Here is a 13,829-nt window from a genome sequence, read left to right on the forward strand (position 1 = left end):
TTCTGTGTATTGTACTATATAGCACTTCAAAAACGTATACAACTGTTCTGTAGTTATACATCTGTTCTGTTCGTCTCCCTGTATGCTTAAAGGCAACTGAAGGGAGAGGGACGTATCATGATAGGTATCGCGTTTACAGTAATGTGTCTTATTTTTGGCACAACGTTTTTGGCCATAAAAGTGGGAGTGGAAGCCGGACTTCCGCCATTCCTATCGGCAGGTGTACGTTTTTTCGCGGCAGGGGCGATATTGTTCATTGCTATGAAGCTGACCGGAAAAGTACGATGGTCGTTATTATGGCGGAAGGAAATGTTGCTGATTGGAGCAGGAACGACCTTCGGTACATTTTCAGCCTTGTATTGGGCAGAGCAATATGTCAGCTCCGGGATCGGAGCTATTTTGTCAGCTACCGGGCCGATGATGATCGTCATTTTGCAATCTGTACTGCTACGGCAAAAAACGTCACGGATTACGGTCGTTGGCTGCATGATCAGCTTTCTTGGTGTGGTGCTGGTTGTGCTGCCCGGATTGGCGGTTCAGATCAGTGGTCTGTGGCTGGCGGGATGCCTTGTCATTTTGCTGGGGGAGCTGTGTTATTCCGGGGGAGCTCTGTATTCCAAGCGAGTGATGGATGTATTTCGTGAAACGAACCCGATTGCCCTGAATGCGGCGCAAATGATCCATGGGGGATGGATGCTGCTGTTACTGTCTGCGATCACGGAACCGTGGAGTTCTGAGGGGTGGCAGTACCTTCCTGCCATGGGGTCTTTACTTTATCTGATCCTGTTTGGTTCGATGATTGCACATACACTGTTCTACTGGCTCATGGAGCGTACAAATCCTCTGTTTCCGACGACGTGGCTGTATATATCACCGCCGATTGCGGTGGGCTTGGGAGCGTTGTTGTATGGAGAGCATGTAAGCTGGTGGATGCTGGCTGGGGTGCTGCTCATTGTGACCGGATTAATCCTTATGAACAATGGAATTATCCGTCTGGTGAACAGGCGTAAGGTACGTTCTGCTGCCTGATATTTTAAAGGGGGCAGGTTATTATATGATCTGACAGAAAAGGCCTCCAAACTGCCGTATGTTATTGAACATGCGACGTTGGAGGCTTTGTTGTTGTACTACTTCATTTAAGTATTATGGGAACAGTCACTTTTTACTTTATTCAACGTTGAGTACGAATTTGTCGATGGCGTGCTTAACACCGTCTTCGTTATTGCTGCGAGTGATGTAATCAGCCAGCTTTTTCAAATCGGGAATGGCATTCTCCATCGCTATGCCGAGACCAGCGCATTCAAGCATCTCGTGGTCGTTCCAAGAGTCACCGATAGCAATTGTTTCCGACAGTTCACAGCCAAAATGATTTGCAAGGAAGGTAAGCGCATGGCCCTTAGTGCCTTCATGATGCATAATTTCCAGAAAATGAGGCTTGGATTTTGTAATGTGAACTTCATTGCCAAGCAGTTCGCGAAGTTCAGGAATTAATTCATCCAACACTTCAGGCTCGTCGATAATCAGCAATTTAGGAGCCGGCTGCTCTATAACTTTACTGAATACAGGCTCTACAAAATATTCCGTGTTGTTCAGCTCCGTGTAATCTTTGATTTTCTGATTATCTTCACGTGTGTACAATTTGTCATCTATATACGTTTGCAGATGCAGATTGCGTTCCACGCAGAATTCATACAGGCGACGTGCAGCCACGAGTGGAACATAACGCTCATACAGCACGTTTTCGTCCAGCAGGTTTTTAACCAAAGCTCCTTGGTACGTAATGATCGGCACGTTCAAACCAGTCTGGCGAGCAATTTTGTGTGCAGAGGCATAAGCTCGTCCAGTAGCGAGGGTAACCACCACACCTTTTGCTACAGCAGCTTCTAATGCCTGTTGTGTCGCTGGTGTGACTTCTTTCTGGTCGTTAATGAGTGTATCATCAATATCAATGGCAATTAATTTATACATATCGGTATTCTCTCCTTTATCTCTATCATGGGGCAATGCTAAAATTGTATCTTATAATATTCAAAATGACAATATCGCAATGAAAAGGGGACAGCTCCTATAAGAGCCTGTCCCCTTATAACCACTGAAGTATTGGCTTGAAACGATGGGAAAAAGTAACGGTTAGTCTTCCAAAAATACAAGTCCAACAAAATCGTCCAACTCAATATTACCAAAATAGTGCTTCAAATCGAGAGAGGATAAGGCTTGACGTACCTCACTTTCATCATAGCGCTTGCCGCGCAGGATATTTTCAATATCAGCAACGTCACCCACACCAAAGAAATCCCCATAGATTTTAATATCACGGATGTAGCCTTCCTTAAGATCCATGCGGATATCAATAATACCGACCGGAAATTTACGTGTGTGCTTGATATTGCTCTCGGGGGATAGACCGTAGTTCCAATCCCACGATTGGTAGCGTTCTTTGGAAATTTCATGGATTTTGGCCCAGTCGGCATCGGTGAGCTTATATTGAGGCACCTGATCCAATTCTGCTCCGAATATGGAACGTAGCAGTTCCTCGCGAAATTGCTCTATGGTCATCTCACGGTCCATCAGTTCGCTGATGTTAGCCACGCGACTGCGGACGGATTTTGTGCTTTTGGATTTAAACTTTTCGGGATTGGCATGCAACGATGCAGCCACATTATCCAAGTTCAGGTTGAACATCAATGTACCGTGGCTGAACATACGTCCGCGTGTGGCAAATTGGGCGTTTCCTGAAATTTTACGTTCTCCGACCTGTAGATCGTTGCGGCCTGTCATTTCAGCTTCTACTCCCATTTGGCGCAGGGCGTCAATCACAGGTTGCGTAAATTTGAGGAAATTATGAAAGGACTCCCCGTTATCCTTAGTAATGAAGCTGAAATTTAAATTACCGAGATCATGATATACAGCCCCACCGCCGGACAGGCGACGAACGACTTGAATATTGTTGTCCCTAACAAACTCGGCGTTGATTTCTTCAATAGTGTTTTGATGCTTGCCTATAATAATAGAAGGCTGATTAATGTAAAACAGCAAATAGCTGTCGTCCAGCGGTAAATGCTTGAGCGCGTATTCCTCAATAGCAAGATTAATGGCTGGATCGTGTATCCCCTGGTTGTCGATGAACAGCATGTCCATTCCTCCGTATATAAACTGTGTAATTTATGTGTGCCTCCTTCTATTGTAACCCAAGTGAGCCATGTACAAAAGCTCATTTGCATTGACGGGACGCAAAAAGCAGCCTCATAATGGAGCTAAATGATTGGAAACGGGCGGAAAGGATGAGAGGCAATGATAGAGGTTTACGGTCATGGCGGAGACAGGGAGACAGCTGCCGCGACTTTTGGCGGAGCTGCTGCGGATTTTGTAGATTTTAGTGCAAATATTAATCCGCTTGGTCCACCGCCAGAGGTGCTTGAGGCGCTGCAACACTCATTTGACACTGTGATTCGCTATCCAGACCCTGGGCATCGGAATTTTAAAAATATGCTCGCACGGCGACTGCATGTTCCACCGGAGTCGCTAAGTATCGGAAACGGAGCGGCTGAAAGCATGGCTCTCCTACTATTGGGACTAGCTCCTAAGCGTGTGGGTACAGTGGAGCCGTGTTTTTCGGAATATGCCGAGCTGGCTGGCAAATTCGGAGCCGAGGTCAACCGGGTGTATGGGAAGGCCTCGCTTCAATGGAAGGCGGACGTGGAGGACATCCTTCAGCTCATGGAGCAGGTAGATGTTTTGTTCCTCGGACAGCCGAATAATCCAAATGGCGTGCAATATAGTGAGCAGGAGCTATGCGAGCTGGCAGAGGCGGCTGGCACAACGGGTACCGTGCTGGTGGTGGATGAAGCATTCATTGATTTTATTCCGATGGAACGGCGAAACTCACTGCTGCCTGTGCTGGATCGCTATCCTCATGTGATTTTGATCCGGTCAATGACCAAATTTTATGCCATTCCTGGCTTGCGATTGGGCTATGCGATTGCTCATCCGGACTATATCCGGCGAATGACGGCCAAACAGGTGACCTGGAGTGTGAATGGATTGGCGTTGCTGGCTGGGGAGGCGTGTTTGAGAAGTGGGCAAGCATATGAGCGCCAAACACAGGAGCTGATTGCTGCGGAGCGCAACCGCCTGTTGACCGCCTTGGCGGAATGGGGCTGCGGTGTCGTTCCCGGCGAAGCCAATTACGTGCTGGCAAGGGCGCCGGGTACGTGGAGCGCATCGGCTATTCAGCAGGCGCTTGGACAACGTGGAATTCTTATACGTAGCTGTGCTATGTATCCGGGACTGACGACGAGCCATTTTCGGATTGCGGTCAAGGATGCAGAAGCCAACGGCAGGCTGCTGTCTGTATTGGGTGAAGTGCTGGAGGAGGAGCAGCGGCGTGACAGTTAGCTTGATTATCCTGGCAGCCTACCTTTTGGACAGGCTGATCGGTGATCCGAGGTGGTTGCCGCATCCAGTCATCGGTATGGGACATGCCATTTCAGCATTGGAAAAAGCGATTCGTCGCCAGGTCCGCAGTGACCGAGGGCTAAAACGTGCGGGCATACTGCTTCCGCTCATTGTGGCGGGAGGCTCCTTTGCGCTTGCCTGGGCGCTGTTGCACTTGCTTGCCTGGATTCATCCGTGGTTATCTGTCGGCGCAGAAATGGTGCTGATTGCGACCACGATTGCTTCCAAAGGACTAAAGGATGCAGGAATGGCAGTATACCGAGCGTTGCAGGCGGATGATCTGGCAGCAGCACGGCGGGAGCTGGGCATGATTGTCGGGCGGGATACGCAACAGCTTGATGAGCCTGAGATTGTACGCGGTACGGTTGAAACGGTCGCTGAAAATATCGTGGACGCGATTATTTCGCCGCTTTTTTATGCCTTGATCGGGGGAGCACCCTTGGCGCTGGCTTATCGTGCTGTGAATACGCTAGATTCCATGGTTGGCTATAAAAATGAAAAGTATCTGCATTTAGGCTGGGCTTCAGCGCGTCTAGATGATGTGGCTAACTACATTCCAGCACGCCTGACAGCGGCAATGCTTGTCGTAGCGGCGTGGATGTACAAGCGAGATGCTGCAAGAAGCTGGCGCACAGTCAAGCGAGACGCTCGTCTGCACCCAAGCCCGAACAGTGGCTTCCCGGAATCAGCTGTTGCTGGAGCACTGGGGATTCGTCTTGGAGGCTATAATGTGTATCATGGCGTGCGCTCCTTTCGTGCATACATGGGCGATTGGATACGACCGCTAGAGTCGAAAGATATACGGCATACAATCCAGCTGATGTTCGCCGTGTCCAGTATGTTCGTAGGATTGTGTTTGTTAGGAGCCGCAGGTTGTTTTGCCTTGGGATGGGTGCAATGAGGGTGAGGAGTAACACACTGAATAATGATCGAGCAGGAAGTGACATGATCTTGAAACAAGATATAGCAGCAAAAAGGACGGTAGAATACGTACAAAGTCCGAACTCACAGGAGGATAAGGTGCCGTATGATACTAAAGAAGATCTGCATTGGGACATGGAACTCGTGTTAGTTCGTCACGGCACAACCTTATGGAATAAGGAACGTCGATATCTGGGACACTCCGACTTAGGTTTGCTACCGGGAGCAGAACAGGAATTAAAGCCTTTGCAAGAAGAATTGCAGGGGCAGTCCTTTGCTCGAATCTACTGCAGCGATTTAATGCGATGTCGCCAGACCTTGCAGATCATTGTGCCGGAATCAGAATTGACGTCTGGAGGTTCCCTATCTATTATGTCTCCTATGATGGAACCACGTCTGCGAGAGCTTCATTTTGGCGAGTGGGATGGAAAAACGTATGACATGCTCAAGGATGTGTCGTTGTATCGCGCTTGGATTGATGAGCCACAACGGATAACCCCTCCTGGAGGAGAGTCTTGGACAGATTTTGTGAATCGTTTGCGGAAATTTCTTGACTCTCTGTATGAATGGCGTGTTGCTATGGAAGTTCGACCCATGGATTTGACTGCTGGGCCGCTCTCTGTTTTGGTCGTTACGCATGGTGGCGTAATTCGTCAGTTAGCTTGTATGCTGATACCGGGCCATGATTTTTGGAGTCTGAATCCGAAGCCGGGAGAAGCATTTAGGATTCAATTGAGGCTGGCAGGACCGTACAATTACATAGCCGAAATGCTCCCTCATTAGGTTAGACACCAGTGGATAAAGAGGCTGTTTGGGTTGTAAGCCGCCTCATTTTAACCTATAATCATCAAGTAAAAGAACGGCTTGACTACCACTACATCAAATATCCAGCAGACGAGGTCGGCGCAGTGTGATGAAACTATGGTTTCCCTTGCCTGCGCTGTTAAAAGGGAAGTCGGTGTAAGTCCGGCGCGGTCCCGCCACTGTAAATGGAAACATGCCCGTTAGTCCTGCTTTATGTGCTACTAAGCATATGAAGAAATTTCAGGACATGCATCTTACCATAAGTCAGGATACCTGCCCGTCCGCCTGTCACCATAATCCTTCGAGGAAAGGATGACGTGTTCGCAGTGACTGTCCGTGCGGAAAGAAGCTGCCGCCTGCGCACGATCTGCGCTAACGTGACCCCTGTGTCCTGATATAAGGATGCGGGGTTTTTTTGATAGGAAAAGAAGGCTGGATTTAGAAGATATCTGATGATGCTCAAGTAACGCTCTTAACGATTTTTTTATGAAGGGGTGCAAATCATGGTAGGAAAAAAAATAAAGGTTTGGACAACAGGTCTATTGGTTCTGATATTGGCAGTTGTGCTGAGTGCATGTGGCGCTAATGGAAAAAATGCTGAAAATAAAGAGAATCAGACTTCTGCACAGCAGCCAGGAAAGACCGTAACCGCACAAGAGCCTCCGGGCAAAACAGTTTACCCACTCACAGTTAAGGATGCAACAGGACAGGAATTTACATTCAAAAAAGCGCCGGATAAAATCGTTTCCGTCTCCCCGGCAGAAACCGAGGCGCTGTTCGCCATCGGGCTGGATAAGGAAATAGTTGGCGTCTCCGACTACTCTGATTACCCGGAAGCAGCTACGAAAAAGCCTAAAGTAGGCGGTATTATGAAACCGAACGAAGAGGCGATCATTGCTGCTAACCCGGAAGTCGTTTTTGCAGGGATATCACTTAGTGAACAGGCTACGACCAAGCTGCGCGACATGGGAATTATGATTTTTAAAACGGAACCGAAGACAGTTGAAGATGTCATAGCTAACATCGAATTGTATGGGAAAATCACCGATCATCAGAAAGAAGCGAGAGCGGTGACTGACAAGATGAGAGCAGATGTAGCGGAAGTGAAAGAAGGAGTTAAAAATATCGGTAAAGGGCAGAAGCTGCGGGTATACGTCGAGTTTTCACCAGGCTGGACAGTTGGTAAAGGCGAGTTTATGGACGAGCTGATTACGTTGGCGGGCGGCGAAAATGTAGGTGCCACGCAGAAGGGGTGGTACCAAATTAGTGAAGAAAATATTATTGCTGCGAACCCTGACGTGATTTTGTACAGCAAAAGTGTCAAGGACGACAAAACTGGTCAAACGCTCGGCGAAATCATTAAAGCTCGCAGTGGATGGGATCAAATATCGGCTGTTCGCCACAACCGGGTGTTTGCCGTGGATGATAATTTGATCAGTCGTCCGGGTCCACGCGTAACGGAAGGTCTCAAGGAAGTGGCCAAGGGCGTGTATCCTGAAATTTTCAAATGAACCGTAAACTGATCGGCTTTGGAGGGACAGGTCTTGTTTTGCTGTTGCTGACGCTGCTGCTCTGTCTTGGCATCGGCTCGGCCAAGCTTCCGGTCAGCCAGATCACGGGCATTCTGGTTAACCACCTTCCGTGGTTAGGCGATACGTTTATACCGGATTGGAATACATCCTCAGAGCAGATTATTTTGAAGGTCAGATTGCCACGAGTGTTACTGGGAATGTTGGTAGGAGCAGCGCTGGCGCTGGCGGGAGCCGGATTTCAGGGTGTGCTGCGTAATCCTTTGGCTGATCCGTATACACTGGGGGTATCCTCGGGGGCTTCGGTAGGAGCGGCAGTACTGATCTATTGGGGCCTTCAATTTTCATTTGTTGGCATATGGACGCTGCCGCTAGTGGCATTTACGACCGGAATGCTGACGCTGTGGATGGTGCTGACGTTGGCACGGGAAGGTGGGAAAATTCCGACACAAAGTCTCATTTTGTCGGGTGTGGTGATGCAATCCTTTCTGGGAGCAGTTGTTTCCTTTCTGACAGCCATGTCGAAGGAGACGGTCAATGAAATATTGTACTGGACGATGGGAAGTCTTAGTCTGCGCGGTTGGTCATATACAGGAATCCTTTTACCTTATGTGGTCATAGGACTGGTATTTCTATGGAACCGGGCACGTGTGCTGAATATTTTGGCTTTGGGTGAACGTCAGGCGGCTCACATGGGAGTTCATGTAGATGCGACGAAGCTATCTGTTTTGATCATTTCCACGCTGCTGACAGCTGCCGCTGTCTCGGTATGTGGAGTGATTGGCTTTGTGGGACTTGTTGTACCGCATATCATTCGTCTGGTGACAGGTCCTGATTACCGGTTGATTGTTCCATTATCTGCGCTCGGTGGAGCTATTTTTATGGCTTGGGCAGATACGGCGGCTCGCACGTTGTTAGCCCCCACGGAAATTCCTCTGGGCGTGATGACGGCCTTTGTTGGGGCACCGTTCTTCGCATATCTCCTGTACCGGAACAAGAAGCTGCGCAGGGGGGAACTGCTGTGACAGAACAAAGTGAATCACAGAAGGTGCAAGATCGAGCATTAGAGGTAGCGGGTCTGACACGTGCCTATGGAGAGTTCCATGCGTTAAAGAATATAAGCTGGAGCGTCGACGAAGGAACTTGGTGGGGAATTATTGGTCCGAACGGCAGTGGAAAATCGACCTTGCTGCATCTGCTTTCGGGTGTAGATCAACCAACTTCGGGAAACGTTCATATCTATGGCAAAAAGGTCGGTAGCTACAGCAGAAAAGAGCTTTCCCGACTCATAGCCGTACTCCAACAGGAAGGGCTTCCTCCAGTGGGATACACCGTCAGGGAAGTCGTAGAAATGGGACGTTTTCCTCATCAGGACTGGTTAGGCAGGGAAAAGGGTGTTGATGTGGAGGCGATCACGGATCGCGTGCTGGAGCGATTGGGTCTTACCACGTTGGCGGACAGAGCATTGGACCGCTTGAGTGGGGGACAGCGACAGCGTGTAGCTTTGGCAAAAGTAATGGTGCAGGAGCCACGAATATTGCTGCTGGACGAGCCTACGACCTATCTGGACTTGCGCTATCAGCTTGAATTTATGGAACTGCTGGCAGATTGGCGCCAAGAAACGGGTGTGACGATCATTGCGGTCTTGCATGATCTTAACTTGACAGCCCAATTTTGCGAAGATTTGCTTGTACTCAAGGATGGAATGGTTGAAGGATTGGGAGCTTCATCGAAGTTATTAACCGAGGATCGGATTCGACGAGTATACGGTGTTGAGCCTGTGATGCTTCCGCATCCCGATAGCGGTGTGCCGCAGCTCTTGCTGCGCAGGAGCGCTTCGGACACAGCAGATTAAATAAACGATGAAACACACTTAAAAGAGCAGGGAGTGGAAGGTATGAACAACAAGCTGCGTCAGCTGATCGATAGCATTGCCCAGCCGGATGGGGTGGCGGCCTCGGCAGCTTCAGCCCATTTGGACCAATTAACGAAGCCACCGGGAAGTCTTGGAAAGTTGGAAAGTGTGGCCATTCAGCTAGCAGGAATTACAGGAGTGGACAAGCCTGAATTTGAGCGTAAAACGGTTATGGTTATGGCTGCGGATCACGGGGTGTGTGAAGAGGGAGTCAGTGCCTTTCCGGCTGAGGTTACACAGCAAATGCTGTATAACATGCTGTCAGGTGGCGCGGCAATTAATGTGCTGGCACGTCATGCGGGCGCAGATGTCAAGGTGGTAGATGTTGGCGTGAATGCGGATGTCGCTCACGCGAATCTGGTGGACCGTAAGGTACGCATGGGTACTTCGAATATAGCTAAAGGGCCAGCAATGCTGCGTACGGAAGCGGAACAGGCGGTTTTGGCCGGAGCTGAAGCCGTAGCAGAAGCGGTCAAAGGTGGCACACGGCTATTCGTTACCGGAGAGCTGGGCATCGGGAATACGACAGCCAGCGCTGCAGTCGTATGTGCTCTCACCGGACTGGAGCCGGAAGTTATCGTAGGCCGGGGAACGGGTGTAGATATGGCTGGGCTTACCCGTAAAATATCGGTTGTCTGCCGCGCATTGGACGTGAACCAGCCAGATGCAAATGATGCGCTCGACGTGCTCACTAAGGTCGGCGGTCTGGAGATTGCCGCCTTGGCAGGAGTCATCCTCGGCGCAGCCGCACATCGCTGTCCAGTTGTGCTGGACGGCTTTATTTCAGGCGCAGCTGCCCTCGCAGCGCGTGCACTTGCGCCTGCAAGCGCTGCGTACATGCTTGCTTCGCACGCCTCGGACGAGCGCGGGCACGCGGCGGTGCTTCGCCAGCTCAAGCTGGAGCCCATGCTTTATTTGGACATGCGGCTCGGGGAGGGCACAGGCGGTGCGCTTAGCTTGCACCTGATTGATGCGGCGTGCCGCATCATGCGCGAAATGGCGACCTTTGCCGATGCAGTCGTATCGGACGGTCAGGGAGCCGCGCAGCGATGAAAGCGCTCGTGACCGGCGGGGCACGCAGCGGGAAAAGCGACTTTGCCGAGCGATTATGCATGTCGCGCGCTTCGCGCGCCTGCTACATTGCAACGGCGCAAGCCTATGACATGGAGATGAAGGAGCGCATCGCCCTTCATCGGGTCCAGCGCGAGTCTGCCGGGTACGACTGGCAGACGCTGGAGGAAGCGCAGGCGTTACCGGAGCTGCTGCAGCAGCTTGGTGGCGATCAAGCGTCGCAGCCCGCGCCTATGGTGCTGGTCGACTGCCTGACCCTGTGGCTGTCGAACGTACTGCTGGCCGCAGGCGAGGACGGCGAAGCTGCGTCCAGAGCTGCCATTAATGAACTGGCGGCAGCTGTGGAGCAGTATCCAGGGCAGCTCGTCATCGTAACCAACGAGGTTGGTGACGGTATTGTGCCCGAATATCCGCTGGGTCGGCTGTATCGGGATTTGAGTGGGGTTATGAATCAGCGGATTGCCCGCCTTTGTGATGAAGTATTTTTGGTGACGGCTGGCATTCCCGTAGAACTCAAACAGTTGGAATATAAGCTATGAGCCGCGAACGTCAGGCTGTTGCGGCGGCTTTTCAATTTTTAACGCGTCTTCCGGTGAAGGCGGAAATAGATTTTTCCCCGGATTTGCTTAAACGCAGTGCAAGTTATTATCCGCTGGTGGGAGTGGTTATTGGCATCATTGTCTGGGGCTTTGCGGCGCTTACTTCTATGGTATTGCCGCCGTTGCCGTGTGCGATTCTTACGCTTGTTGTCTGGGTTTGGTTGACGGGCGGATTGCATTTGGACGGGTGGATGGATGCGGCCGATGCCTTGTTCAGCTACCGATCTCGTGAGCGGATGCTGGAGATTATGAAAGATAGCCGTGTAGGGGCTATGGGCGTTATTGCTTGTGTGCTGCTACTCATGCTCAAGGCTTCTTTGCTGTATACGGTGCTGGTTGAACGGAATGTGTCTGGCTTGCTGCTGCTTCCGATGGTTTGGAGCCGCTGGTTTATGGTACATGCAATGAAGCGCTGGCCTAAAGCTCGTAATGATGATGGGCTGGCTGCGCGTTTTGCTGATATGAGTGGTGGCCGCGTAGGGTTGGCCGTATTCTGGGCAGTATTAGTGACCCTGAGTGCTGCCGTAGGACAATATCTTCTGGCAGGTTTGGCTACAGCAACAAGGGGGACTGGGAATCTGTCGTCGGCAGGATCATACTTGCAGCCGTTCCTTTCGTATTCTGAGAGCCTTCCAATCTCGCTAGGTTTTGTGTTGCTTCCGGTCTTGGCTTACGGTGTTGGAACCTTCACGGCAAACCGTATTAACCGCCGCTTGGGTGGACTTACAGGAGATATATACGGAACTTTAAACGAATTGCTGGAGACTGTTTTATTGTTGTTTATTGTCATTTTGTACGGGTTGTGACCAGATTTGAAATGAATTCGTTAAAGGGGAAGAGGCAATTGTCAACTTTCGAACCGTCCTGCACGAACCCGGCAGCCGTATTAATGCTTCAAGGAACAGCGTCGGATGTGGGCAAAAGCGTGGTGACGACTGCGCTTTGTCGTATTTTTACGCAGGACGGATATCGTCCCGCACCGTTTAAGTCACAAAATATGGCGTTAAACTCTTATGTTACCGAGAACGGCAAGGAAATTGGACGCGCTCAGGGGGTGCAGGCTGAGGCCTGCGGTATTGAGGCCACAACTGACATGAATCCGATTCTGATTAAGCCGGTCAAAGATATGCACTCACAGATTGTTGTACACGGTGTACCTTATGCCTATATGAGCGCCTCCGATTACCGGAAGGATTTTTTGCCAAAAGCCAAACAGACCGTTATGGATGCTCTGAATCGGTTGCGTGATACCTATGATATTGTCCTTATGGAAGGGGCAGGCAGCCCGGCAGAGATTAATTTGAAGGACCGCGATATCGTAAATATGAATCTGGCAGGTTGGGCGGATGCTCCAGTGTTGCTTATTTCAGATATCGACCGGGGCGGAGTTTTTGCCTCTCTAGTAGGCACCATAGAGTTACTGGAACCCCATGAAGTACAGCGTATCCGCGGATTTATCATTAACAAATTCAGAGGTGATCTGTCTCTGCTTCAGCCGGGATTAGACTGGCTGGAAGAACGGACAGGCATTCCTGTACTCGGTGTATTGCCCTATCTGCCAGACATTCGCATTGAAGCAGAGGATTCGGTAGTACTGGACAAGAAGCCCAAACAATCTGCAAAGGATAAAGAACTGGATATTGCGGTGATACGATATCCGCGAATTTCCAATTTTACAGACACGGATGCTCTGGCCGCAGAGCCGGATGTGAGTGTTCGTTATGTCACAGAAGCCGGACAGTTGGGCGTACCGGACGCCATTATCTTACCGGGGACCAAAGACACCATTGGAGACCTGCTGGAATTGCGTGAGAGAGGTCTGGAGAAAGACATTCGGCAGGCTATGAATACCGGACGCACGCAGCTCGTTGGCATTTGTGGAGGTTATCAGATGCTGGGTACCGCACTATTTGATCCCGAAGCCGTCGAATCTGGGTTGCCGCAGCAGGCAGAAGGGTTAGGTTGGCTTGCTCTATCCACGACCTTTTTAAAGGAAAAGCAAACCGTACGCGTACAGGGAACCCTGTCTAATCATTGCCCGCTTTTGCTTAGCACTGCGACTGATTCAGGTTCTGCCTGCAAGCCAAGCATTGAAGGTTATGAAATACATATGGGGGTTACGGAGTATGTTACGGAACCATGCGCACCTACAGATAGAACTTTAAACCTAAGCGAAATGAAAAGGTTATTCCATATCCGGCGTGGCGAAGGAACAGCTTTTGAGGAAGGCTGGGGTACAACAGACGGTAAAGTATGGGGAACCTATTTGCACGGTGTGTTTGATAATGACCGTTTTCGCCGTTGCTGGCTGGATGGATTGCGACAAGCCAAGGGCTTGGCACCTTTAGAAAGCACTTTTACTGTACGTGAAGCCAAGGAACGAGAGTTTGACCGTGTCGCAGAAGTGGTACGGGCTCATTTAGATATGGAGCAAATTTATCGTATTATGGGAATGAATTCATAAACTTCATGGATGATTATTAAAATCGATTTTAAAAAATAAAGAGGTATCTCTACAGCCATTTTTAAGACTGT

The 13,829-nt window shown here is 50.1% G+C and carries 13 protein-coding genes and 1 riboswitch; of the genes, 11 read left to right on the forward strand and 2 right to left on the reverse strand.

The window, feature by feature from the left end; translation table 11 throughout:
* The first annotated feature begins 117 nt into the window (after window positions 1–117).
* Entirely contained in the window at window positions 118–1,029 is a 912-nt protein-coding gene (locus tag ACWGXJ_RS07040) for a DMT family transporter (protein ID WP_013309297.1), read from the forward strand.
* A 138-nt stretch (window positions 1,030–1,167) separates the two neighbouring features.
* Here ACWGXJ_RS07040 and ACWGXJ_RS07045 read toward each other — a convergent pair whose 3' ends face one another.
* Together ACWGXJ_RS07045 and ACWGXJ_RS07050 are read right to left on the reverse strand one after the other, a co-directional pair.
* Window positions 1,168–1,968, reverse strand: a complete 801-nt coding sequence (locus ACWGXJ_RS07045) for a Cof-type HAD-IIB family hydrolase (RefSeq protein WP_023987642.1) — start codon at window positions 1,966–1,968, stop codon at window positions 1,168–1,170.
* A 162-nt stretch (window positions 1,969–2,130) separates the two neighbouring features.
* A complete protein-coding gene (locus ACWGXJ_RS07050; protein ID WP_452566462.1) occupies window positions 2,131–3,132 on the reverse strand; it encodes a lipoate--protein ligase in 1,002 nt (333 codons plus the stop codon).
* A 159-nt stretch (window positions 3,133–3,291) separates the two neighbouring features.
* Between ACWGXJ_RS07050 and cobD the strand changes: the two genes are divergently transcribed.
* From cobD to ACWGXJ_RS07100, 10 genes are all read left to right on the forward strand, one after another.
* Entirely contained in the window at window positions 3,292–4,395 is a 1,104-nt protein-coding gene (cobD, locus tag ACWGXJ_RS07055; protein ID WP_452566463.1) for a threonine-phosphate decarboxylase CobD, read from the forward strand.
* Entirely contained in the window at window positions 4,385–5,356 is a 972-nt protein-coding gene (gene cbiB / locus ACWGXJ_RS07060; RefSeq protein WP_452566464.1) for an adenosylcobinamide-phosphate synthase CbiB, read from the forward strand. The genes cobD and cbiB overlap by 11 nt, the downstream gene beginning before the upstream one ends.
* Window positions 5,357–5,400: 44 nt before the next feature.
* On the forward strand, window positions 5,401–6,159 hold the full coding sequence (locus ACWGXJ_RS07065) for a histidine phosphatase family protein (RefSeq protein ID WP_452566465.1): 759 nt from the start codon (window positions 5,401–5,403) through the stop codon (window positions 6,157–6,159).
* 122 nt (window positions 6,160–6,281) lie between these two features.
* Window positions 6,282–6,475: riboswitch (cobalamin riboswitch) on the forward strand.
* Between the two features lie 208 nt (window positions 6,476–6,683).
* Window positions 6,684–7,691, forward strand: a complete 1,008-nt coding sequence (locus ACWGXJ_RS07070; protein ID WP_452566466.1) for an ABC transporter substrate-binding protein — start codon at window positions 6,684–6,686, stop codon at window positions 7,689–7,691.
* Window positions 7,688–8,734, forward strand: a complete 1,047-nt coding sequence (locus ACWGXJ_RS07075) for a FecCD family ABC transporter permease (protein WP_452566467.1) — start codon at window positions 7,688–7,690, stop codon at window positions 8,732–8,734. The genes ACWGXJ_RS07070 and ACWGXJ_RS07075 overlap by 4 nt, the downstream gene beginning before the upstream one ends.
* Complete coding sequence (locus ACWGXJ_RS07080) at window positions 8,731–9,564, forward strand: ABC transporter ATP-binding protein (RefSeq protein ID WP_452566468.1); 834 nt, start codon at window positions 8,731–8,733, stop codon at window positions 9,562–9,564. The genes ACWGXJ_RS07075 and ACWGXJ_RS07080 overlap by 4 nt, the downstream gene beginning before the upstream one ends.
* A 42-nt stretch (window positions 9,565–9,606) precedes the next feature.
* Window positions 9,607–10,677, forward strand: a complete 1,071-nt coding sequence (gene cobT, locus ACWGXJ_RS07085; RefSeq protein WP_452566469.1) for a nicotinate-nucleotide--dimethylbenzimidazole phosphoribosyltransferase — start codon at window positions 9,607–9,609, stop codon at window positions 10,675–10,677.
* Complete coding sequence (cobU, locus tag ACWGXJ_RS07090; protein ID WP_452566470.1) at window positions 10,674–11,234, forward strand: bifunctional adenosylcobinamide kinase/adenosylcobinamide-phosphate guanylyltransferase; 561 nt, start codon at window positions 10,674–10,676, stop codon at window positions 11,232–11,234. The genes cobT and cobU overlap by 4 nt, the downstream gene beginning before the upstream one ends.
* Window positions 11,231–12,100, forward strand: coding sequence for an adenosylcobinamide-GDP ribazoletransferase (gene cobS / locus ACWGXJ_RS07095; RefSeq protein WP_348621890.1), 870 nt, complete (start codon window positions 11,231–11,233; stop codon window positions 12,098–12,100). The genes cobU and cobS overlap by 4 nt, the downstream gene beginning before the upstream one ends.
* Before the next feature lie 38 nt (window positions 12,101–12,138).
* Entirely contained in the window at window positions 12,139–13,758 is a 1,620-nt protein-coding gene (locus ACWGXJ_RS07100; protein ID WP_452566471.1) for a cobyric acid synthase, read from the forward strand.
* The last annotated feature ends 71 nt before the right edge of the window (window positions 13,759–13,829 follow it).

Source organism: Paenibacillus sp. S33 (assembly GCF_053615415.1).